At 36.5% G+C, this 24,753-nt stretch carries 21 protein-coding genes; 17 read left to right on the forward strand and 4 right to left on the reverse strand.

The window, feature by feature from the left end:
• Window positions 1–9: 9 nt before the first annotated feature.
• From panD to ACFEMA_RS02510, 8 genes are all read left to right on the forward strand, one after another.
• Window positions 10–360, forward strand: coding sequence for an aspartate 1-decarboxylase (gene panD, locus ACFEMA_RS02475; protein ID WP_411766388.1), 351 nt, complete (start codon window positions 10–12; stop codon window positions 358–360).
• A 4-nt stretch (window positions 361–364) separates the two neighbouring features.
• The gene (locus tag ACFEMA_RS02480) at window positions 365–1,324 is read left to right on the forward strand and encodes a lysylphosphatidylglycerol synthase transmembrane domain-containing protein (RefSeq protein WP_411766389.1); all 960 of its coding nucleotides are present in this window, start codon (window positions 365–367) and stop codon (window positions 1,322–1,324) included.
• A 44-nt stretch (window positions 1,325–1,368) separates the two neighbouring features.
• On the forward strand, window positions 1,369–2,517 hold the full coding sequence (locus tag ACFEMA_RS02485) for an alpha/beta hydrolase (protein WP_411766390.1): 1,149 nt from the start codon (window positions 1,369–1,371) through the stop codon (window positions 2,515–2,517).
• Window positions 2,517–3,875: a DNA repair protein RadA gene (gene radA, locus ACFEMA_RS02490; RefSeq protein ID WP_411766391.1), complete on the forward strand. Its 1,359-nt coding sequence runs from the start codon at window positions 2,517–2,519 to the stop codon at window positions 3,873–3,875. Before ACFEMA_RS02485 ends, radA begins: the two co-directional genes overlap by 1 nt.
• A 59-nt stretch (window positions 3,876–3,934) precedes the next feature.
• Complete coding sequence (ileS, locus tag ACFEMA_RS02495) at window positions 3,935–7,441, forward strand: isoleucine--tRNA ligase (RefSeq protein ID WP_411766392.1); 3,507 nt, start codon at window positions 3,935–3,937, stop codon at window positions 7,439–7,441.
• Window positions 7,442–7,445: 4 nt separating this feature from the next.
• Complete coding sequence (locus ACFEMA_RS02500) at window positions 7,446–7,829, forward strand: TraR/DksA family transcriptional regulator (RefSeq protein ID WP_411766393.1); 384 nt, start codon at window positions 7,446–7,448, stop codon at window positions 7,827–7,829.
• A gap of 110 nt (window positions 7,830–7,939) precedes the next feature.
• On the forward strand, window positions 7,940–8,605 hold the full coding sequence (locus ACFEMA_RS02505; protein ID WP_411766394.1) for a hypothetical protein: 666 nt from the start codon (window positions 7,940–7,942) through the stop codon (window positions 8,603–8,605).
• 31 nt (window positions 8,606–8,636) lie between these two features.
• Complete coding sequence (locus ACFEMA_RS02510) at window positions 8,637–9,302, forward strand: lipoprotein signal peptidase (protein ID WP_411766395.1); 666 nt, start codon at window positions 8,637–8,639, stop codon at window positions 9,300–9,302.
• Here ACFEMA_RS02510 and ACFEMA_RS02515 read toward each other — a convergent pair.
• From ACFEMA_RS02515 to ACFEMA_RS02530, 4 genes are read right to left on the reverse strand one after another with little or no spacing between them, the layout of a single operon-like run.
• On the reverse strand, window positions 9,256–9,819 hold the full coding sequence (locus ACFEMA_RS02515; RefSeq protein WP_411766396.1) for a 5-formyltetrahydrofolate cyclo-ligase: 564 nt from the start codon (window positions 9,817–9,819) through the stop codon (window positions 9,256–9,258). The genes ACFEMA_RS02510 and ACFEMA_RS02515 overlap by 47 nt on opposite strands.
• The gene (locus ACFEMA_RS02520; RefSeq protein ID WP_411766397.1) at window positions 9,819–10,787 is read right to left on the reverse strand and encodes a succinylglutamate desuccinylase/aspartoacylase family protein; all 969 of its coding nucleotides are present in this window, start codon (window positions 10,785–10,787) and stop codon (window positions 9,819–9,821) included. Before ACFEMA_RS02520 ends, ACFEMA_RS02515 begins: the two co-directional genes overlap by 1 nt.
• A 28-nt stretch (window positions 10,788–10,815) precedes the next feature.
• The gene (gene rimK, locus ACFEMA_RS02525; protein ID WP_411766398.1) at window positions 10,816–11,691 is read right to left on the reverse strand and encodes a 30S ribosomal protein S6--L-glutamate ligase; all 876 of its coding nucleotides are present in this window, start codon (window positions 11,689–11,691) and stop codon (window positions 10,816–10,818) included.
• Window positions 11,691–12,113, reverse strand: a complete 423-nt coding sequence (locus ACFEMA_RS02530) for an ATP-dependent zinc protease (RefSeq protein ID WP_411766399.1) — start codon at window positions 12,111–12,113, stop codon at window positions 11,691–11,693. The genes rimK and ACFEMA_RS02530 overlap by 1 nt, the downstream gene beginning before the upstream one ends.
• An 87-nt stretch (window positions 12,114–12,200) precedes the next feature.
• Here ACFEMA_RS02530 and uvrC point away from each other — a divergent pair, with 87 nt between their 5' ends.
• The 9 genes from uvrC to ACFEMA_RS02575 all read left to right on the forward strand — a co-directional run.
• Entirely contained in the window at window positions 12,201–14,000 is a 1,800-nt protein-coding gene (uvrC, locus tag ACFEMA_RS02535) for an excinuclease ABC subunit UvrC (protein ID WP_411766400.1), read from the forward strand.
• Entirely contained in the window at window positions 13,997–16,240 is a 2,244-nt protein-coding gene (locus ACFEMA_RS02540; RefSeq protein WP_411766401.1) for a patatin-like phospholipase family protein, read from the forward strand. The genes uvrC and ACFEMA_RS02540 overlap by 4 nt, the downstream gene beginning before the upstream one ends.
• A 277-nt stretch (window positions 16,241–16,517) precedes the next feature.
• The gene (locus ACFEMA_RS02545; RefSeq protein ID WP_411766402.1) at window positions 16,518–17,672 is read left to right on the forward strand and encodes a homogentisate 1,2-dioxygenase; all 1,155 of its coding nucleotides are present in this window, start codon (window positions 16,518–16,520) and stop codon (window positions 17,670–17,672) included.
• 144 nt (window positions 17,673–17,816) lie between these two features.
• A complete protein-coding gene (gene hppD / locus ACFEMA_RS02550; RefSeq protein ID WP_411766403.1) occupies window positions 17,817–18,977 on the forward strand; it encodes a 4-hydroxyphenylpyruvate dioxygenase in 1,161 nt (386 codons plus the stop codon).
• A 138-nt stretch (window positions 18,978–19,115) separates the two neighbouring features.
• Window positions 19,116–19,898 (forward strand): DUF3108 domain-containing protein, encoded by a 783-nt coding sequence (locus ACFEMA_RS02555; protein ID WP_411766404.1) that lies wholly within the window; start codon window positions 19,116–19,118, stop codon window positions 19,896–19,898.
• Window positions 19,899–20,831, forward strand: a complete 933-nt coding sequence (locus tag ACFEMA_RS02560; protein WP_411766405.1) for a tryptophan 2,3-dioxygenase family protein — start codon at window positions 19,899–19,901, stop codon at window positions 20,829–20,831.
• Between the two features lie 75 nt (window positions 20,832–20,906).
• On the forward strand, window positions 20,907–22,196 hold the full coding sequence (locus ACFEMA_RS02565) for a peptidoglycan DD-metalloendopeptidase family protein (RefSeq protein WP_411766406.1): 1,290 nt from the start codon (window positions 20,907–20,909) through the stop codon (window positions 22,194–22,196).
• Window positions 22,197–23,840: a glucose-6-phosphate isomerase gene (pgi, locus tag ACFEMA_RS02570; protein WP_411766407.1), complete on the forward strand. Its 1,644-nt coding sequence runs from the start codon at window positions 22,197–22,199 to the stop codon at window positions 23,838–23,840.
• A 163-nt stretch (window positions 23,841–24,003) separates the two neighbouring features.
• A partial coding sequence (locus ACFEMA_RS02575; protein WP_411766408.1) for a carboxypeptidase-like regulatory domain-containing protein occupies window positions 24,004–24,753 on the forward strand: 750 nt, incomplete at its 3' end.

The following is a 24,753-nucleotide window of genomic DNA, read 5'->3' on the forward strand; positions in this document are numbered from 1 at the left end:
CTTTGCCAAATGCAAATTCAAGTTGTAAAATCAAAAATCCATCGCGTTAAATGTACAGGTGCTGACCTTAACTATATAGGTAGCATCACCATTGACGAAGATTTGATGGATGCCGCAAATATTATACAAGGTGAAAAGGTTCAGATTGTCAATAATGACAATGGTGAACGTTTGGAAACCTATTGTATTCCTGGACCAAGAAATAGTGGGGAAATCACCTTAAATGGTGCCGCAGCCAGAAAAGTTTCTGTAGGTGACACACTCATACTAATCACCTATGCATTTATGGATATAGAAGAAGCCAAAGTGTTTAAGCCATCTTTGGTATTTCCCGATGAAGCCACCAATCTCTTAAAATAATCAGGTGCAACCCAAACTAAAAAAAGCACTCACCATTATTATACCCATTCTGTTGAGTATAGGCTTGGTTTGGTATTCATTAAGCAAAGTGCCTCTACATCAGGTTATTGAGGAGGCTAAAGGAGCCAACTATTGGTGGATTGCTTTAAGTGTATTTTGTTTGACGTTGAGTCACATGTCCAGAGCCTATAGGTGGTTATTTATGTTAGAGCCTTTAGGATATAAAGTTAAATTTAAAAACAGTCTTATGGCTGTTTTTTCAACATACCTTATTAATTACGGGATTCCAAGGTCGGGGGAAGTGGCAAGAGCTACGATTTTGGCTAATTACGAAAAGATCCCTTTTGAAAAAGGATTCGGCACCATAGTCGCAGAACGTATTGCAGATATGATTGTGATGCTATTTATCATTTTTGTGACCCTTATTCTTCAATTTGAATTTATTGTAGAATTTTTTTCGAACAAGTTTAGCGCAACAACTTTAATTATTCTAAGTACAATAGGTCTTATTATAATAGGTTTTTTCTTAATACTCAGAAAAAGCGAGATTATCGTCATTAAGAAGATTGTGACATTTGTCAATGGATTGATCGAAGGTGCTTTAAGCATTTTAAAAATGAAAAGAAAATGGGCGTTCATTGGACATACCATTTTTATTTGGGGCATGTATCTGCTCATGTTTTATACGACAACATTTGCTTTTGATAGTTTAATTGGCATCCCAATTGCAGCAGTTCTCATAGGGTTTATTTCAGCCAGTTTTAGTATTGCGGCAACCAATGGAGGCACAGGTGCATATCCTGCAGCAGTGTATGCGGCATTCTCAATTTTTGGTATTGCCGAAGACCCTAGTTTTGCTTTTGGTTGGGTGCTTTGGGGAGCACAAACCATAATGACTATTATTTTAGGAGCCTTATCTCTCATATATCTTCCAATCTATAATAGGAAGTCCGCTGAAGTATAGAATTATTTTTTACCTTGCTTCTGTTAACCAAAATCAACCCAATCATGACGCGTTTTAAACTTGTTGTCTTATGTTTTTTTTCTACATTAATTGCTTTTGGACAAGCTAAATACGAAACCATTTCATCACGAATTTTAGGTGAAGATCGTGAGATTAAAGTTCTTTTACCAAGAGGCTATTCTGAAGAAGATGATAAAGCTTACCCGGTTATTTATGTATTCGACGGGGATTATTTATTTGAAGCAGTAGCAGGAAACGTAGATTACTATGCCTATTGGGAAGATATTCCCGAATCCATTGTGGTTGGGATTAATCAATACGATTCTCGTAGTGATGACTTATACTATTCCGAACAGAATTCATTGCCGATAGAAACTGGGGCTGATTTCTTTGAATTTGTCGGTAAAGAGATGATTCCATTCATACAAGATAAATACAAAACTGAAAATTTTAGAGTTGCCGTAGGGCATGGTGAAACAGCAAATTATATAAACTATTATCTCTTAAGAAAACCACCTATTTTTAATGCTTACGTTTCTGTAAGTCCAGATTTGGCACCAGATATGCAAAAGTATCTTGTGGAAAGAATGAAAAACGTTGAGTCTAAAGTCTTTTATTATTTGGCAACTTCAACTGAGGATGTTGCACATATTAAAGAAGGGGCTAATGCATTAAACACTGGTATATCAGCAATAGAAAACACTAATTTATTGTATACTTTTGATGACTTTGAAGGGCCTTCACATTATGCACTACCAGCACATGCCATACCAAAGGCCTTAGAACGAATTTTCTTTGTTTTTCAGCCTATTAGTAAAAAGGAATATAACGAATCTGTAGTAAAGTTAGAAACATCTCCTGTGGATTATCTCATTGAAAAATATGATATGATTGAAGAGTTGTTTGGTATGGAAAAGCAGATTTTGATCAATGATTTTAAGGCTATTGATGCTGCTATTCGTAAAAATGAAAAATGGGAGTATTATGAAGAACTATCAAAGTTAGCTCGTAAAAACTATCCAGACACACTACTCAGTCATTATTACTTAGCGATGTTCTACGAGAATACTAATGAGCCTAAGAAAGCTATGAAAACCTATAGAGCAGCTTATATACTTGAAGAAATCGCAGGGATAACAAAAGACTTCATGATTGAAAAAGCAGATGAAATTAAAGCGGATTTTGGGTATTAATGGCTAAAGTTAAAACAACATTTTTCTGCCAAAACTGTGGCACTCAATATAGTAAGTGGCAGGGCCAATGCACAGCATGCAAGCAATGGAACACTATTGTTGAAGAAGTGGTCCAAAAAGAGACTAAAGGTGATTGGAAGTCTCCAACATCTAATTCAAAACGCGTTTCAAAACCATTAAGAATTAATGAAATTGATGCGTCTGCAGATGCTCGGATGAATATGCAAGATGCGGAATTCAATCGTGTGTTGGGTGGAGGCATGGTGCCAGGATCTTTAACACTTTTAGGTGGCGAACCAGGTATTGGTAAAAGTACACTTCTGCTACAGATTGCCTTAAAATTAAAATATAAAACGCTGTATGTGTCAGGTGAGGAAAGTCAGAAGCAGATTAAAATGCGAGCAGAAAGGATTCACCCGAACAGTGAAAATTGCTTTATTCTCACCGAAACCAAAACTCAGAATATATTTAAGCAGATTGAAGCCTTAGAACCAGATATTGTGGTTGTAGATTCTATTCAGACGTTGCACAGTGACTATATTGAAAGCTCCCCAGGTAGCATTTCTCAGATTAAAGAATGCACCAGTGAACTCATCAAATTTGCCAAGGAAACTGCAACCCCAGTGTTGTTGATTGGCCATATTACCAAAGATGGGCATATCGCCGGGCCAAAAATATTGGAGCACATGGTCGATACTGTTTTGCAGTTTGAAGGAGATCGCAATCATGTCTTTAGAATTCTTAGAGCGAATAAAAACCGCTTTGGTTCTACCAACGAGTTAGGCATTTACGAAATGCAAGACTCTGGTTTAAGAGAGGTAAGTAACCCTTCGGAAATTTTAATATCAGAAAAAGACGGTGAACTATCGGGTAATGCCGTTGCAGCTACTTTAGAAGGTATGCGGCCTTTAATGATAGAAGTCCAAGCGCTAGTCAGCACCGCTGTTTATGGCACTCCACAACGCTCGGCAACGGGTTTTAATGCAAAACGCTTAAACATGTTGTTGGCTGTTTTAGAAAAAAGAGCCGGATTTAAACTCGGAGCAAAAGATGTGTTTTTAAATATCACAGGAGGCATTACGGTTGATGACCCTGCTATAGATTTAGCTATCGTAGCAGCCATTTTATCTTCAAACGAAGATGAAGCGTTACCTAGTGATTATTGTTTTGCAGCTGAGGTTGGCTTGTCTGGAGAAATACGCCCAGTACAACGTGTAGAACAACGCATTTTGGAAGCGGAAAAATTGGGTTACTCTACTATTTTTGTATCCAAATACAATAAGATTGCTTTAAAAAACACGAATATTAAAATTCAGCTAATTTCTAAGATTGAAGATTTGGTTGGGTTTGTAGTGTAATTTAGCTGTCTATTTCCTCAAAATTCTTTACTTTTGCGCTCTTATAATACACTAGTACAATGAGCCAAAAGTTCACTGAATATAAAGGACTTAACTTACCAAATACTGCGGAAGAAATCCAAAAGTATTGGGAAGACCATGATATCTTCAATAAAAGTGTTACCACTAGAGAAGACAAACCTCCTTATGTGTTTTTCGAAGGGCCACCTTCAGCCAATGGGTTGCCAGGAGTTCACCACGTTTTAGCTCGTGCTATAAAGGATATTTTTCCGCGCTATAAAACCATGAAAGGCTATCAAGTAAAGCGAAAAGCAGGTTGGGATACGCATGGATTGCCAATTGAACTTGGTGTTGAAAAAGAATTAGGCATTACCAAAGAAGACATTGGGACGAAAATTTCAGTAGAAGAGTATAATGCGGCGTGCAAAAAAGCAGTGATGCGTTATACGGACATTTGGAATGACCTCACCCAGAAAATGGGCTATTGGGTCAATATGGATGACCCATACATAACTTACAAGTCAAAATATATGGAATCTGTTTGGTGGTTACTCAAACAGATTTACGATAAAAAATTATTATATAAAGGGTATACGATTCAGCCGTATTCTCCTAAAGCAGGTACTGGTTTAAGTTCTCATGAATTAAATCAGCCAGGGACCTATCAAGATGTAACGGATACAACAGTTGTAGCTCAGTTTAAGGCAAAGGCAGAATCATTGCCAGAATTTCTTCAAAATGAAGGTGATATCTACTTTTTGGCGTGGACGACAACCCCATGGACATTGCCAAGTAATACCGCTTTAACCGTTGGGCCAAAGATTGATTATGTGTTAATTAAAACTTTTAATCAATATACATACGAGCCAATAAACGTTATTGTTGCTAAAAACTTAGTTTCTAAGCAATTTTCAAATGGATATATTGAAAGTAAAGATATATTTGATCTTATTATCAGTGATCCAGGTAAAAAGTTAGATAAAACTTCTCGTGCATACGAGCTTTTAGTATCCAGAATGCCTGAAGTTAAGGCTATGGAGACTTTGGATTTCATGAATAATATGAAGTCTCTTAAGAAGTTGCCATATTTTATTATTAAAGAATTTAAAGGTGCTGACTTAGTTGGAATCACTTACGAACAATTATTAGATTACGCATTGCCAAATGACAATCCAGAAAATGCATTTAGAGTCATATCAGGTGATTTTGTAACTACTGAAGATGGTACGGGAATTGTACACACAGCCCCAACATTTGGTGCGGACGATGCTTTGGTGGCCAAACAAGCTACACCAGAAGTTCCACCTCTTTTAGTGAAAGACGAAAATGATAATTTGGTGCCATTAGTAGACTTACAAGGTAAGTTTAGACCAGAGCTTGGTGAATTTGGTGGTAAATATGTAAAGAACGAATATTACGCAGATGGAGAAGCTCCCGAAAAATCGGTTGATGTAGAATTAGCGATTAAGCTTAAAACTGAAAATAAGGCCTTTAAGGTTGAAAAATATAAACACAGCTATCCAAACTGTTGGCGAACAGATAAACCAATTTTATACTACCCATTAGATTCTTGGTTTATTAAGGTTACGGATGTAAAGGATAGAATGCACGCGCTTAATCAAACCATTAACTGGAAACCAAAATCTACAGGTGAAGGCCGTTTTGGAAACTGGTTGGCAAATGCTAACGACTGGAATTTATCCCGTTCTCGTTTTTGGGGGATTCCACTGCCAATTTGGAGAACTGAAGATGGTAAGGAGGAATTATGTATTGGTTCAATGGCTGAGTTAAAGGCAGAGATGAAAAAAGCTGTGGAGGCTAAGGTTCTCGAAGCCGATATTTTTAAAGACTTTGAAGTCGGTAACATGTCGGAAGCCAATTACGAGTTAGTGGACTTACACAAAAACGTTGTGGATAAAATTGTCTTGGTTTCACCTTCGGGACAACCCATGAAACGCGAAAGCGATCTAATTGATGTATGGTTCGATTCGGGCTCAATGCCTTATGCGCAATGGCACTATCCTTTTGAAAACAAAGATTTGATTGATAAGAATGAGGCCTTTCCAGCGGATTTTATTGCAGAAGGAGTGGACCAAACCAGAGGATGGTTTTACACGCTTCATGCTATTGGTACTATGGTTTTTGATTCTGTAGCTTATAAAAATGTAGTGTCTAATGGATTAGTGTTAGACAAAAACGGACAAAAAATGTCTAAGCGCTTGGGCAATGCCACAGATCCTTTTGAAACACTTTCAAAATATGGTGCAGATGCCACACGATGGTATATGATCAGCAATGCAAACCCGTGGGATAACCTAAAATTTGATGTCGACGGTATTGCTGAGGTTAGTCGTAAATTTTTCGGCACACTTTATAATACCTACTCGTTCTTCTCATTATATACCAATTTAGATGGCTTCAATTATAATGAAGAAGATATCCCGGTTAATGAACGCCCTGAATTGGATCGATGGATTCTTTCAGAATTACACACTTTAATCCAGAAAGTAGATGATTATTATGCAGATTATGAACCCACTAAGGCTGCTCGGGTCATTTCAAATTTCACTCAGGAATACTTAAGTAACTGGTATGTGCGTTTAAGTAGAAGACGCTTCTGGAAAGGAGATTACCAAAGGGATAAGATTTCGGCGTATCAAACACTATACACGTGTATGTTAACCCTTGCAAAACTAGGTGCTCCAATAGCTCCGTTCTTTATGGATCGGTTGTATTTGGATTTAAACGCAGTGACCAAAAAAGAGAATTTTGAAAGTGTGCATTTGTCAGAATTTCCAGTTTCTGATGCCTCAATGATTGACAAATCCTTAGAGCGAAAAATGGAAAGTGCGCAAACAATCTCTTCCTTAGTATTGTCATTACGAGCTAAAGAAAAGATTAAGGTACGTCAACCGTTACAGAAAATAATGATACCGATAAATTCGCGACAACAAAAGGAAGAAATTGAAGCTGTAGCGGATTTGATAAAGCACGAGGTGAATATTAAAGAGGTTGAATTGCTTGAAGATGCATCTGAGATATTGGTAAAACAGATAAAACCCAATTTTAAGACCTTAGGGCCTCGATTTGGAAAGGATATGAAGCTGATTGCCAACGCTATAAACGCCTTGTCAGCAGAGGAGATCAATAAAATTGAACAAAATGGGTCTTTTTCCCTTGACATTAATGGAAAAAGCATTAATTTGGGATTAGATGATGTAGAGATTACCTCCCAAGATATTGAGGGATGGTTAGTGGCAAACGAAGGTGCATTAACTGTAGCTTTAGATGTTACTATCAACGAAGATTTACGTAACGAAGGGATTGCTCGTGAGCTCGTTAATCGTATTCAGAATTTACGTAAGGATTCAGGGTTTGAAGTGACAGATCGTATAGATGTAAAGCTTCAAAAAGATGATAAAATTGCAGATGCTATTGATGCAAATGCAGCTTATATAAAGTCAGAAACACTGACGGAAGAATTAGAATTAATTGATAACTTAAACACTGGTATAGAAATTGCTTTTGATGATGTAAATACCAAACTGTTTATTCAAAAACATTAAAACCATGGGATCAGATACAAAAGTGAGATATTCTGATAAGGATTTAGAAGAATTCAGAGATCTTATTCAAGAAAAAATAAAGAAAGCTGAGCACGATTTAGAATTAATTAAAAGTGCTTATATGAATGACCATAACAACGGTACAGATGACACTTCGCCAACCTTTAAAGCTTTTGAGGAAGGTAGTGAAACGATGAGCAAGGAAGCCAATTCTGCCTTAGCTATTCGCCAAGAAAAGTTTATTCGCGATCTTAAAAATGCCATCATCCGTATTGAAAACAAATCTTATGGTGTGTGTAGAGTTACGGGTAAGTTGATTAACAAAGAGCGTTTAAAGCTAGTGCCCCACGCTACATTGAGCATCGAAGCTAAGAACATGCAGAAGTAACAAATTACTGCGGCGATCTCTTTATTAATTGTCATTCTGAGGGAACAAAGTGACCGAAGAATCTAACAAATACACATAAAGATTTTTCGCTGCGCTCTGAATGATACAAATTGAATTTAAAAAATCATCTTTTTATACAGCCTTGGTCAGTTTTGCTCAAGGCTTTTTTAGTCTTATCGGTTTTATTTTTCTCATTTAAAACCTATGCTCAAAACACCATAAATAAAGCCATAAGTGCTAAAGACATTTCTGAAATCGTAGTGGATGGCAACCAGATTTTTAATATTGAGGTCGAAGCCAGACCTTCTAAGGAGATTATAATAAATTCTTTAACCGATGGAGAGTATCAAAACGAGTATAAAATCCATTCTGAAATAAAAGACGGACAACTTTTTATTAAACTTCAAAAAACACCACTTTATAACATACCTGATGATAAGCGCAATGCACACAAGGTTGTGGCTGCAACACTAAAAGTAGTAATGCCAGAGGGTTTAAATATTGCAATTAAAAGTGATATAGGCTCGGTAAATGCTTTGGGCAAGTTTAAGACTATTAGCATTGAGTTGCTCCAAGGGTCTGTCAATGTCATCGGATTTGCAGAACGGGCAATGATAAACACTTTTGACGGCAATATTTGCGTTACGACAGAAAATGCTACGATTGAAGCTGTATCTAATAATGGAAAAATAACTGTTCCAAAAGAGCGTTTTAAAAACGCGTATTGGATTTTAAAATCCATTGATGGAGATATCAAAGTTGTAAAGCCCAATTAAACCCTTATTTTAGCTGAAATTTAGTCCAACTATGTCCCCAAAAAGAGCTTGGCTTTTTATCTTTTTAATTTTACTGATAGATCAGGTCAGTAAGGTGTATATAAAAACACATTATTCGCTTGGAGAGCGTACAGAAGTCGTCTCTTGGTTTCAGATTCTATTTGTTGAAAATGATGGTATGGCTTGGGGCACAACTCTGAGTGATATCTTTAGTTTTATTTCGGACAAATCCGCAAAATTGATTTTAACGCTATTTAGAATTATTGCAGTGTCATTTATAGGCTATTGGTTGTTTTCGGTCATTAAAAAGAAGAAGTCTAAAGTATTAATAGTTGCAGTTATATTGATTTTTGCAGGGGCTCTTGGAAACATCTTGGATTCGGTTTTCTATGGCATACTCTTCAATGATAGTTATGGACAAGTGGCTGCATTTTTGCCAGAAGAAGGAGGCTATGCCGGATTGTTTTATGGAAAAGTAGTGGATATGTTGCACTTCCCTATTTGGGAAGGGTTTCTGCCAGAATGGATACCGTTTTTTGGTGGACAGCACTTTAGATTTTTTGAACCTGTTTTCAATATCGCAGATATGGCCATTAGTTCTGGGATTGGGATATTAATTTTCTTTAATCAAAGGGCTTTTAGAGAATTGCCTAAAACCGATACACCTTCTGAGGCGTCACACAATAATCTAACTTAACATCACTTTTAAAAGTCTCGAACACCTTAGTTTCAGCTTCAAAAAAAGACAGCCCAATTTTTAAAGTTTCTGGGGTGCATTCCGATAAAAACCGATCGTAAAATCCTTTGCCGTAGCCAATACGATTCCCTTGTTTATCAAATGCCAATAAGGGCACAAAGACAACATTTATTTGAGAGGCTGAAATTGGAATACCCTCCACAGGTTCAGGAATATCATAGGCGTTTTTTTTAATCACTGTATTGTCCGTTAATAAATAATGTTGCATTGAGCAGTCTTCAAAATTGCTTTTGGACAAAATGATGTTTTTATCTTTCCCTGAAAGGATATTTAGGATGTAATCTGTATTAATTTCCTTTTGTTCTTCAATAGTTAGGAACAAATGATAGAACGAAAAATTCCAGATGTTAAGTTGAAGCAATTGGTTGGCTATGCTGAGACTTCTATCGTCTATTTTGGATGCTGACAACTCAGATCTTAATTGCTTGTATTTTTTTCGTAACTCGGCTTTTTGCATTAGGCTTCGACCTTTGTGGAAATATGAAAAATAGCATCTCCTTGATATACCAAAGGGGATTCATTAATATTAAAAACATAACCAGCATTTGGTGCTTTAACAAAGTGGTTAAAATTGCCGTATGGATCAGTAATATTCCCTATGACCTTACCTTTTTCAACAAAAGTGTTGATTGGGACTGCCGCTTTAAACATACCAGAATAATTTGCACGGATCCATTTTCCGCTTAATAACCTAATGCACTTTTTCTTGGGCTTACTGACCTTAAATTTTGACCGTAGCATACCCATGTGGTTTAATACGCGCTTGGCTCCATTAACACCTGTGTTTGTAATGGTTGTATGTATGTTAAAGGACTTTCCACCTTCAAATAAAAGCATGGGAATACCCAATTTAGCCGCGGAACTCCTAAACGAGTTTTTGATGTTTTTTGAATAATAAATAAAGGGTGCCCCAAAAACTTCTGCCAGCTCACTTAAAATAATATCGTTTTTGATAATCCTAACTTGGGCAGCATTAAATCGGTCCGAACCACCGGTATGAAAATCCAATATTAAATCTGCACGTGGTACAATCTCAGTCATGAGTTGATGAGCAACACGACTTGCCAAAGACCCATTTTTGCTTCCAGGGAACATGCGGTTAAGATCACGCCCATCAGGAAATTCTCGATTCATATGTATAAACCCAAACACATTAATTACAGGAACACAAATAATTGTACCGATCTTAGGTTTGTTAATGCCTTTGGCAATAATTTGCCGGACAATTTCAACACCGTTGATTTCATCACCATGAATACCAGCTGTAATTAGCACTGTCGGTCCTGGTTTTTTGGAACGCTCTATAATAACAGGGACATCAATAGAATTTTGGGTGTGTAGTTTTGCAACATTAAAGTTAACTGTGGCATGCTGCCCTAGCCCTACTTTTACTCCTAAAATATCTAAGACTTCCTTTTCGCTCATGGCATTTCTCGTTTACTAGGACTCTTTTTTATTTTCTATTGCGTTCTATAAATGTGATAATTGCTCTGGCAATATTCCGGCCAGTAGCACGCTCAATGCCTTCTAAACCAGGGGTGGAATTTGCCTCAAGAAGTAAAGGCCCTCGACTAGATTGTAACATATCTACCCCACAAACAGGTAGTTTTAATACTTTTGAAGCTTTCATGGCGAGTTTCAGCTCATCATGATCTAATTTTATTATCTCTGCAGAGCCACCACGGTGTAAGTTAGACCTAAACTCACCATCTTTACCTTGTCGTTTCATAGCACCAACCACCTGACCATCGACTACAAGTGCTCTTAAATCCGCACCTTTAGCTTCCTTGATATATTCTTGTACGATGACTCTCGCCTGCAAACCATTAAAAGCTTCTAAAACTGATTCAGCAGCATTTTTGGTTTCAGCCAAAACAACTCCCAAACCTTGTGTACCCTCTAATAATTTTATAATTACCGGTGTACCACCGACGTGTTCAATCACTTCTTCTACATCTCTTGAGTAATTTGTAAATACAGTTTTCGGCATACCGATTCCGGCTTTGCTCAAACGCTGTAAGCTCTTTAATTTATCGCGGGAATGTAAAATCGCGTTAGAAGAAGCTGTGGTGAAAATTCCCATTTCTTCAAACTGCCTTACTACCGCGCAGCCGTAAAACGTTATAGAAGCACCAATGCGAGGGATTACAGCATCTACATAGTCTAAATAACGGTCCTTATAATATATGGTTGGTTTTTCACGCTCAATAATGATATCGCATTTTAAGGGGTCTATAATTTCGATCTCGTGACCACGACCTTTAGCTTCTTCTACCAATCGCTGTGTAGAATATAAATGTGGATTACGTGATAGTATGACAATGTTCATTATTTTTTTGTTTTAAAAGATTGATCTTCCATATCTACGTCCACAATAAACTTTTTTCTTAAAAATTGGCGTCCAATAAGCACTGGGAATTTCATATCATCTCTAGTGCTTAAAGTTAAGTTAATCTTATAGCTTTTACCAAAGAATATGACCTTCGTTTTTATTTTGTATCTATTTTCCTTAAACCCGTTACTGCTTTTTACATCAGTGTAGGTGTAATCTGTAAACACAATATTTTGACTGTTAAAGTTAGGGTGCCCTTTGCTTTTAAAGGTACAGATGAGCGTGCTATTCTCTTCCCTAATTTCTGAACAATGTATGGCAGAGGTATAAGCTCCGGTATCCATTTTTACATCAATATTGAATAAATTCAATTCAGGAAAGTCCACTTTGTCAACTCTTCCCAAAAGTTTTTTTGTCATTAAATGATTTTAAATTTTGAGCGGCGAAAGTAGTAATAAAAAGCATTCAAAATACATGGAATACATACTTATTATTACCTTTGAAATATGTCCGAAACTTCTATAGAAATACAGATCAAAACCTTGCCAAATGAGCCTGGGGTTTATCAGTATTTTGACAAGGACAAGAAACTAATTTATGTCGGCAAGGCCAAGAATATAAAAAAACGGGTAAGCTCATACTTTACCAAAAAGCACGATCATGGTAAGACACGGGTTTTGGTTAAAAGGATTGCAGAAGTAAAGCATATTGTTGTAGAAACAGAGACCGATGCTTTATTGTTAGAAAACAATCTTATTAAAAAGTATCAGCCCAAGTATAATGTAATGCTCAAGGACGATAAGTCTTATCCTTGGATTTGTATAAAGAACGAACGTTTTCCTAGAGTCTTTTCAACACGAAGAGTTATCAAAGACGGTTCAGAATATTTTGGGCCGTACACCAGTATGAAAACGGTAAAGACCCTGCTTGGATTAATAAGAGGGTTGTATTTATTGAGAACCTGTAATTACGATTTAGCACAAGAAAAAATAGATGCTGGTAAATACAAGGTCTGTTTAGAGTATCATCTTGGTAATTGTAAAGGGCCATGCGAAGGGCTTCAAACTGAAAAGGATTACCACGGTAATATTTCTGCCATAAAGGAAATACTTAAGGGAAATTTTAAGGATTCACTACAAGGTTTTAAAAATCAGATGAAAGCTTATGCAGAAAATATGCAGTTTGAAGATGCACAAAGGATAAAGGACAAAATAGAGAGTTTAGAAAATTACCAGGCTAAATCAACTGTCGTCAATCCAAAGATTAGCAATGTAGATGTGTTTTCAATAGTTAGCGATGAAAGTTATGCTTATGTTAATTTTTTGCAATTGTCTTACGGTTCAATTATCCGTTCACACACCCTAGAATTAAAGAAGAAGTTGGCGGAAACAGATGAAGAATTATTAGAGTTAGCCATTATTGAAATACGTCAACGGTTCAATTCAAATTCTAAAGATATTTACGCTCCTTTTGATTTGGATTTAGGGGAAGAGTTAAAGGTGACGGTTCCCAAGCTTGGGGATAAGAAAAAAATTCTGGATTTATCGAAGCGTAACGCCATGTATTATCGCATGGATAAAATGAAACAAATAAAAATCACGGATCCCGATCGCCATGCCAATCGGATTATGGCACAGATGAAAGCCGATTTAAGATTGTCTGAAGAACCACGGCATATTGAGTGTTTTGACAATTCTAATATTCAGGGAACAAACCCTGTTGCGGCATGTGTGGTTTTTAAAAATGGAAAGCCAAGTAAAAAAGACTACCGACATTTTAATATAAAAACTGTTGAAGGCCCGGATGATTTTGCCTCTATGGAAGAGGTGGTTTATAGGAGATATAAGAGATTGTTAGAAGAGGAGCAATCATTACCACAACTCATTATTATCGATGGAGGAAAAGGACAATTGTCTTCCGCATTAAAAAGCTTAGAGGCCTTAAACCTCAGAGGAAAGATTGCCATAATAGGAATTGCGAAACGTTTAGAGGAATTATTCTATCCAGATGATCCAATTCCATTATATTTAGATAAAAAAAGCGAGACGCTTAAAATCATTCAGCAATTACGAAATGAAGCCCATCGGTTTGGGATAGAACACCATAGAAATAAACGCAGCAAAGGGGCGTTAACATCAGAGCTCGAAAGCATTAAAGGTGTAGGGGAACAAACCATCATAGATTTAATGAAGGCTTTTAAAAGTGTTAAACGGATAGCCAATGCCAAATTAGATGAGTTAGAGGCTGTTGTTGGGGTGTCGAGGGCAGAAAAGGTTTATAATCATTATCATAAAAAAGAAGTTTGAAAATTTCATCAATATATACTGCCCTATTAGTGTTCGGTTTTTTAACACTCGGAAGTCAAAATGTATTTTCTCAAAAAGATACTGACCCTAAGGTTGGTCTCGTGCTCAGTGGTGGAGGGGCAAAGGGTTTTGCTCATATAGGTACTCTAAAAGTTATAGACAGCTTAGGAATAAAGGTAGACTATATTGCCGGCACCAGTATGGGAGCCATTGTTGGGTCGCTTTATGCCTCTGGTTATTCTGGAAAACAATTGGATTCACTGTTTAGAACCATTGATTTTGATGTGCTTATTAATGATAAATTTTCAAGAGAGTCAAAGTCATTCTATGAACGGACGAGTTCTGAGAAATATGCACTGAGCGTGCCTTTTGATGGGTTTAAAATAAGTTTGCCTTCGGGCTTGTCTAGAGGCCAAAATGTGTATAGTTTGCTTTATAAGATGATGCTTCCTGTCAACGACATTGAACATTTTGAAAATTTACCGATACCCTTCTTTTGTATGGCTACGGATATTGAAACAGGTGAGGCTGTTCTCTTAGATGAAGGTGTTTTGGCACAATGTGTCGCAGCAAGTGGAGCTTTCCCTTCTTTGTTTCAGCCTGTAAAAATAGAAGACCGAATACTTATCGATGGAGGTGTTACCAATAATTATCCTATTGAAGAACTAAAAGCCAAGGGGATGGACATTATTATTGGGGTTGATGTTCAAGATGATTTAAGGGATAGGGAAATGCTAAAGTCCGCTCCAGAAATTCTGGTGCAGATTAATAACTTTAGAACGATCAATGACATGAAGTCTAAACGTAAATTGACCGACATTTACATAAAACCAGATATTTCAAACTTTTCAGTCATCTCTTTTAGTGAAGGGAAGGACATTATAAAAAATGGCCGGGAAGCGGCAAATGATAAATTAAATGAGCTTGTTGCTTTAAAAAACACCCAAGAAGGTTTTTATCAACGCCCTGAAGCTGAAATCCCAGATAGTTTAAGAATTAGATCTGTATTGTTTAATGGCAATGAGCGTTATACTAGGTCATATTTGCTAGGAAAATTACGATTTAAAGGGGATGTTACTTTGAGTTATGATAAACTCAACAAAGGCATAAATAATTTGGTGGCGACTAATAATTTTGAAGCTTTTAGGTACAGGTTGTCAAAAAATGAAGATGGAGAATCTTACGATTTAATAGCAAATGTTGAGGAATCAGAGTCGAGAACATTCTTAAAACTAGGTTTGCATTACGACGATCTTTACAAAGGTGCAGCTGTTATTAATTTAACACAAAAACGCTTACTATTCAATAATGATTTAGCATCACTAGATATTATTCTTGGGGATAATTTTAGATACGATTTTGATTACTTTATTGATAAGGGGTTTTACATTAGTATTGGGGTAAAATCGCGTTACAACCAGTTTGAGCGTGGGGTTAATGCTCAATTGGTTTTAGAGGATGATGACCCACTTCTGGCCACACTAAACACTATTGAAGCAGATTTAAACGATCAGACCAATCAGGTGTATTTACAAACCTTATTTCAAAAAGATTTTTCCTTGAGCTTAGGGGCAGAACATAAACGATTAAAAATAAAATCAGAAACGTTGCTAAATGAAAACCAAGAAGATGATATCGTTTTTGAGAACACGGATTATTTTAGTGTCTTTGGGGGACTTAAATTAGATACTTATGATAATCGCTATTTTCCGAATAAAGGATTTTATTTTAATGGTGATTTTCATTGGTATTTAGGGGCATCTCACTTTAATGAGAATTTTTCAAATTTTTCAATTGCAAAGGCAGATATTGGTTATGCGTTTAGTTTTGGGGAACGCTTATCTTTTAAGTTAGAGTCTTCAGGAGGTTTTCAGATTGAAGATGGAGGAACGAACTTCCTAGATTTTGCTTTGGGAGGCTATGGGAATAATTTCATTAATAATTTCTCGTCGTTCTATGGCTATGATTATATTGAACTTACGGGTAACAGTTTTGTAAAGGGAATTGTAACTGTGGATTATGAACTCTTTAAAAAACATCACATACTTTTAGCTGCTAATTACTCCAATATTGAAGACAATATTTTTGATACTGGTGAATGGTTTACAACTCCAGATTATAGTGGGTATGCTGTGGGCTATTCTTTTGAGACATTTTTAGGGCCTTTAGAAGCCAAATATACATGGTCACCAGATACTGGCAACGGCTACTGGTTTTTTAACGTTGGGTTTTGGTTTTAGTAAAGTTTTTATCAACTTTGTAATCTATGACCGTATTCTGGGAACATTTAAAACTTCATTTGCACTTCCTTATCAAAAGGAACCCGGAATAGTATTTGTTTATTAAGTTATAGATACACTGAGCTTTGGTCGCTGAGGTGTTACACTGAGGCTCTCGAAGTGCTCGAAGCGACCGAGTTAATAACAATAGAACTTCAACTACTTTTTTGTACCTTTAAACAGAAGCTTTTGTACAAATAAACGTATAAACAAATCAACTATTAAACAGTAGAAGAGAATGCCATTTTATCATAAACTTGGGGAAATACCCCCAAAACGACATACACAATTTAAAAAGCCAGACGGCAGCTTTTACTATGAGCAGTTGTTCGGTACCATAGGTTTTGACGGGATGTCAACAAATAGTTATCATGAGCAACGTCCAACTCAGGTTAAAGAAATAAAGAAGCAATATAGCGTGGCTCCTAAGATAGCAAAGGCAAATAATATGCAATCTTATCGCTTAAAAGGGTTTCAGGTAAAGCCAGAAGCTGATTATTTGGATAGCAGAAAAATTATACTATCCAATTCCGATTGTAACATTATCCTTGCCGCACCTCAATCATCTACTAAAGATTATTTTTATAAAAACACGGATGCAGATGAGCTACTATTCATCCATAAAGGATCAGGGAAATTAAGAACCCATCTAGGTAATCTCGATTTTAAATACGGGGATTACCTAGTTATACCACGAGGTATCATTTACAAGTTAGATTTTGACACGGACGATAACCGATTGTTTATTGTTGAGTCTTACAGACCAATTTATACACCAAAACGGTATAGAAACTGGTTTGGGCAATTACTGGAGCATTCGCCATTTTGTGAACGCGATTTGAGGAGGCCTTATGAGTTGGAAACTAATAATGAGTCTGGGGATTTTTTAATTAAAATCAAAAAACAAGACGAGATTTTTGACATGGTGTATGCCTCACATCCTTTCGATGTGGTTGGTTACGATGGGTATAATTACCCTTATGCGTTTTCTATCCACGATTTTGAACCGATAACAGGTCGTATACACCAACCGCCTCCAGTACATCAAACGTTTGAAACCGACGCTTTTGTGGTATGCAGTTTTGTGCCACGATTGTACGACTATCATCCTTTAAGTGTGCCAGCACCGTACAATCACAGTAATATTGATAGTGATGAGGTATTGTACTATGTTGATGGTGATTTTATGAGTCGAAACGATATCGATGCAGGTCATATTTCCTTGCATCCAGCAGGGATTCCTCATGGACCACATCCAGGAGCAATGGAACGCAGTATTGGCAAGGTTAAAACGGATGAATTGGCCGTTATGGTAGATACATTTAAGCCATTAAAAGTAACGGAGGAGGCTTTAAAAATAGCAGACGGGGATTATTATAAATCCTGGCTGTAAGCCCATCCTAGCCTTCCCAGGAGGAAGGAACTAATGATGCAAAAATCTAAATGAAATAATTAAACAAAATATTAATATAACTCTATCAGCCCAGCAGTAAGAGTTCTTCCCATCTGGGGAAGTTAGAAGGGGCTTTTAATTATTATGAGTAAAGACATAAAATCAGTAGACTACGGTCTCGAAAAAATATTTGAGGGAGCAGAGGATTTTCTCCCACTTTTAGGAACAGATTATGTAGAGTTCTATGTAGGCAATGCCAAACAGGCGGCTCACTTTTATAAAACAGCATTTGGCTTTCAGGATTTTGCGTACAAGGGTCTAGAAACAGGGTCTAAAGACGAGGTGAGTTATGTGTTAAAACAAGATAAAATTAGATTGGTTTTAACAACGCCGCTAAACAGTAAATCGCCAATTAATGACCATATTGTAAAACATGGGGATGGAGTAAAGGTTGTAGCGCTTTGGGTAGATGATGCTAAAAAATCGTATGAAGAAACCACTAGTAGAGGGGCAAAGTCCTATATGGCACCAGTTGTTGAATCTGATGAGCATGGTGAAGTCGTTAGAGCAGGAATTTACACTTATGGCGAAACGGTACACATGTTTGTAGAACGTAAAAACTACGATGGGATATTTATGCCAGGATATAAAGAATGGAAAAGCGATTACAACCCAGAGCCAGTAGGATTGAAATATATTGACCACATGGTAGGAAATGTGGGCTGGGGGGAAATGAATACTTGGGTAAAATGGTATGAAGATGTTATGGGCTTTGTCAACTTCCTGTCCTTTGATGATAAACAAATCCACACAGAATATTCTGCTTTAATGAGTAAAGTGATGAGTAATGGTAATGGACGTATAAAGTTTCCAATTAATGAACCTGCCGAGGGGAAAAAACGCTCTCAAATTGAAGAATATTTAGATTTTTATGAAGGTCCAGGTGTACAGCATATTGCTGTAGCAACAGATGATATCATTACTACAGTGGCAAAATTAAAGTCTAGAGGTGTTGAGTTCTTGTCCACACCACCAGAGGAATATTACAAAGCAGTTCCTGGGCGTTTGGATGAATTTAGTCACGAATTAAGGGAAGATATTGAAACACTTAAGAGCTTGGGCATAATGATCGATGCCGATGAGGAAGGCTATTTGCTTCAAATTTTCACCAAACCAGTGGAAGACCGCCCAACCTTATTTTTTGAGATTATACAAAGAATGGGAGCTAGAGGCTTTGGCGCAGGTAATTTTAAAGCGCTATTCGAGTCTATTGAGCGGGAGCAAGAAAAAAGAGGAACACTCTAAGTATCATAAAATCAGCATAAAAACTCCTTCAATCTTTGAAGGAGTTTTTTCTTTTAATACTTTTGGAATAGTAATTGCAAATATTATTAATAGAACAATAAAATGTACATATAAAAGTTACATTTGCAATAACCTACTATGAAAAAGATAACCTACATATTGATACTCCTTTTTGCAATCCAAACAGGGTTTGCACAAGATAAGACTGCCTTTAAAGATGGTGAGTGGTTTAAATTTAGAATGAGCTACAGCAGTTGGCTAAAAGCTGGTGAAGCCACGCTACAAGTTAAAGAAACCAAGTTAGATGGTAAACCAGTGTACCATGTTGTTGGAAAAGGATGGACAACAGGAATGATTAAATGGTTTTTTAAGGTAAAGGATCGCTACGAAAGTTATTTTGATGTCAATACGGGGATGCCCTATAAATTTATTCGTAAGATAGACGAAGGAGGCCACACAAAAGATATCGAAATAGATTTCTATCAAGATCAGCAAAAGGCACGCGTCAATAACAAAAAACATAAAACGGTAAAAACCATAACTACCGAGAAGGATGTACAAGATATGGTATCGGCATTTTATTATTTAAGGAATAATTACGATACTGATAAGATTCAAGTAAATGATGTGGTAAAGCTTAACATGTTTTTTGATGAGGAAAACTACCTTTTCCGATTAAAATTTCTGGGAAGAGAAACCATAAAAACAGAATTCGGTAAAGTAAAAACACTTAAATTTAGACCCTATGTTATGGCTGGTCGTGTATTTAAGGAACAAGAAAGCCTAACCCTTTGGGTGAGTGCTGACGATAATAAGATTCCGTTAAAAATAAAGGCGGATTTGGCGGTAGGTTCTTTACAGGCAGAGCTAGAAGCATTTAAGGGATTAAAACATTCATTTAAAATAGTAGTTGACGATTAAATGGCCGACAAACAAACTTACGACCACCTTATAAAAGCGCTTGAAGAAAAGTACAAAGCTATTGACCAAGATACTGACGACCATTTGTTGGGCTTGTTGTATAGTAAACCCATAACGTATTGGGATTACATTCAGACAGATGCCTTATTAAATCTTCAAATTCAGAGAACAACACTTCCGGATGAAATGGTGTTTATTGCCTATCATCAAATCAATGAGCTTATTTTTAAGATGATCCTTTGGGAAATTTCTCAAGTTTCGGAAAAGGAAAATCTGGATGTTGAATTTTTTGAAAGTAAGATTATGCGCATCAGCCGTTATTTTGATATGCTAACGACGTCTTTCAATATTATGAGAGAAGGGATGGAGGTTGAGCAATACATGAAGTTTAGGTACACGCTTACTCCTGCAAGTGGTTTTCAAAGTGCCCAATACAGGCTTATTGAATTTGCATCCACTGAACTTATCAACCTCATTGATTACAGATTTCGAAAAGACATAGATAGAAACACCCCTTTAACGCATGCATTTGAGCATTTGTATTGGCAAGCCGCAGGGAAAGATCACAAAACAGGTAAAAAATCCACACTTTTAGTTAATTTTGAAGCGCGATACAAAACCGATTTTTTATCGTTTATGGAAACATATAATACTAAGAATCTTTGGACACGCTTTAAGGAACTGCCAAAAGCAGATCAAGAGGACAAAGATTTGGTGAAAGCCATGCGCCATTATGATTACACTGTGAATGTTACATGGGTAATGGCACATTATAATGCTGCAAAACACTATATTGAAAGTGGTATTGGAGATGGGGAAGCAACCGGTGGAAGCGATTGGAAAAAATACATGCATCCAAAATACCAAAGACGTATATTCTTCCCAGACTTATGGTCAGAGAAAGAATTAGAAAATTGGGGACAAAATGTGTAAGTTAAACATCTATAAAAAAGATTAAAATTTAAAAATAAACCTAACGATCAAACAAACCTTTAAACTAAGCAAACTTTGAAAAGATTAATAGCCGCAGCCTTTGTCGCTGTTTGTTTAATTTCATGTAAAAAAGAAGATTCAAAACCCAAAGTAGAGCCAGAAATTGCCGTTGCTGAGGTAAAGGAAATCAAGGAATTTGGTTTTAACCTCAATGACTATATCGTAAAAAGGGATACAATTAAAAATGGTGATAGTTTTGGTGTGATTTTAGAACGCAATAAATTAGAGTATCCTGAAATTTTTCATATTGCAGAAAAGACAAAAGATTCGTTCGACAATACCAAATTACAGATAGGGAAACCATATACCATGCTGTTTTCTAAGGACAGCTTACAAGAGCCCAAAAGCTTTATTTACCAACCTAACCCAGAAGAGTATATTGTGGTGAACCTAAAAGATACTGTTCATGCCTATAAAAGTAGAAAACCTATAACTTATATAGAAAAGACAGCTTCTGGGGTTATTACACCTGGTTCTGGGATATCTATGGTGCTAGAAGAAAAGGGATTAAGCCAAGTATTAGCCTATAAAATGGCCGATGAAATCTATGCTTGGACTATCGACTTTAGAAGACTTCAGCCAGGTGACCGATTTAAGGTTATTTATACGGATAAATATATTGATGATAGCATTTACTCTGGTGTACATAATATTAAGGCTGCCTATTTTGAACATAATAAAGAACCCTTTTACGCTTTTCAGTTTGAAACAGATAGTGTAAAGCACATTCGCGATTATTTTAATGAAAATGCAAAAAACTTAAGACGAGCTTTTTTAAAGGCACCAGTACAGTTTAGTCGTATTTCTTCACGTTATAATTTAAAGCGAAGAATTGCACATTATGGCTATAGGGTAAAAGCACATAGAGGGACAGATTTTGCAGCTCCAAACGGAACACCAATTATGGCAACAGCAAATGGAACTATTACAAAATCTAGTTATACCAGAGGCAATGGTAAGTATGTAAAGATTAGGCACAATGCCACTTACGAAACCCAGTACTTACACATGTCTCGTCGTGCTGTTAAAGTCGGTCAATTTGTAAAACAGGGAGATATAATCGGTTATGTTGGTAACACGGGGAGTTCTTCAGGGAACCATGTCTGTTACCGCTTTTGGAAAAACGGAAAGCAGGTCGATCCTTTTAGGCAAAAACTACCCGAAGCTGAGCCGATCTCAGATAGTTTAAAGGCTAAATACTTGGATTTTATTGTGCCTGTAAAAGAGCAGTTAGACAATATTATTCTTATTGAAGATTCCGCACTTGAGTTGCCAAAAGAAGATTATATCACTGAAATACAATAAATGGCATTAAAAGCAACTAACCCTAAGCATACAGAATCTTGGAGTACACTTCAGCAGCATTTCAATACTGTAAAAGATAAACATTTAAAGGATTTATTTAAAAACAATCCTAAAAGGGCAGACCAATTGACCATAAAATGGGAGGATTTCTATGTTGATTTTTCGAAAAATCGAATCACAAAAGAAACCCTTGATTTGCTCATCAATCTTGCCAATGAATTAGACTTAAAAGATGCTATTTCAAAATATTTTAGCGGGGATATTATTAATGAAACTGAAGGCAGAGCAGTTTTACATACCGCATTAAGAGCTTCTAAGGCCGATGAAGTTTATGTTGATGGAGTTAATGTTATTCCTGAAGTTTTTGAGGTCAGACAAAAAATAGAAAGATTTACAGACTCTGTTGTCAATGGAAAGCATAAAGGCTTTACAGGAAATACCATAACCGATGTTGTAAATATAGGTATTGGGGGTTCTGATCTAGGGCCTGCAATGGTTGTAGACTCCCTTCAATTCTACAAGAATCACTTAAAGACTCATTTTATCAGTAACGTTGACGGTGACCATTATTACGAAGTTGTTAAGGATCTAAATCCAGAAACCACACTATTTGTCATTGTTTCAAAGACGTTCACAACTCAAGAGACCTTATCAAATGCGAACTCGGTAAGAGAGTGGTTTCTAAAAAGCTCACCTAAAGAGGCTGTTGCCTCCCATTTTGTTGCAGTTTCAACCAATATTAAAAGTGTTAAGGAATTTGGAATAGCCGAGGATAATATCTTTCCTATGAAAGATTGGGTCGGTGGGCGCTTTTCTTTATGGAGTGCGGTTGGTTTGTCAATAAGCTTGGCTGTAGGCTATGAAAATTTTAATGCTTTATTGCTTGGGGCCAATACAATGGACACCCATTTTAGAGTTACTGATTTTAGTAAAAACATCCCTGTTATAGGAGGTTTACTGACAGTATGGTATAACAATTTTTTTAAATCGGAAAGCGAAGCCATCATTCCATACACGCAGTACCTAAATCAGTTTGCAACCTATTTGCAACAAGGTATTATGGAAAGTAATGGTAAAAGTGTGGACAGAAATGGAAACAGAGTTGGTTATCAAACAGGCACTATTATTTGGGGAGAACCCGGAACAAATTCCCAGCACGCCTTTTTTCAATTGATACATCAAGGCACTAAATTAATTCCTGCAGACTTTATCGGTTTTGTTGAGTCCCTAAATGGTAATGCAGAACATCATGATAAATTGATGTCTAACTATTTTGCACAGACTGAAGCATTAATGAACGGTAAGACGGAGAAAGAAGTGCTACAGGAATTGGACTCAAGCAAATTATCTAAAGAAGACATTGAAACATTAGTGCCCTTCAAAATTTTTGAAGGTAATAAGCCAACGACATCTATACTTATTAAAAAATTAACTCCTGAAAGCCTAGGAAAATTAATAGCCATGTACGAACATCAAATATTTGTGCAAGGTATCATTTGGAATATATTTAGCTACGATCAGTTTGGGGTAGAGTTGGGGAAACAATTGGCCAAGACCATTTTAAATGAGCTGAACGCTACAGATGCCATTACCACTCATGATGCATCAACCCAGAATCTTCTAAATTTCTATAAAAATCAGTAGTATTAATGTTAAAAACTCAAGATTAAAAGAGTTTTAATACTGTACTTTTCTCACATTTTTAATTATCTTGCTATGTTAAATTTCTTAACACTTAGGTAATATTATACGTTAATTAATATGTATTTTTGCCGCAAATAACACTCTCAAATAATTTTCAAATCAAATGAAAAAAATTACTCAAAATTTATTAGTAGCAATGCTAACGCTGTTTTCTGTGGTAGCATTTGCTCAAAGTACAATTACTGGTAAGATTTTAGGATCGGATATTAGCGCTCCTTTGCCAGGTGCTAATGTTATTGAGAAAGGAACGTCAAATGGTGCAACAACTGATTTTGACGGAAACTTTTCCTTAACAACAACAACAAACTCAGGAGAAGTTATTATCTCTTATGTGGGTTACATTTCTCAGACCATTGCTTTTAATGGTAGTGCAGATTTAGGAACGATAACTTTAAAGTCTGATGAAGTTGGACTTGAAGAAGTAATGATTATAGCATCAGTTGCTGTTGATCGTAAAACTCCTGTTGCAGTTTCAACTGTAAAGGCAGAAGAAATTGCTCTAAAGTTGGGAACTCAAGAATTTCCTGAAGTCTTAAAATCTACACCTGGGGTTTACGCAACCAAATCTGGTGGAGGTTTTGGTGATGGACGTATCAACTTACGTGGATTTACTTCCGAAAATGTCGCAGTTATGATTAACGGGGTTCCTGTCAACGATATGGAAAATGGCCGTGTATTCTGGTCTAACTGGGCAGGTCTTGGTGATGTAACAAGCTCATTACAAGTGCAAAGAGGACTTGGAGCATCAAGAGTGGCTGTGCCATCTATAGGTGGTACAATCAACATTTTAACTAAAACTACTGATGTAGAAGCTGGTGGAAATGTAATAGCTTCAATTGGTAATGATGGTTAT

The organism is Winogradskyella sp. A3E31 (genome assembly GCF_046720935.1).
GTDB lineage: Bacteria > Bacteroidota > Bacteroidia > Flavobacteriales > Flavobacteriaceae > Winogradskyella.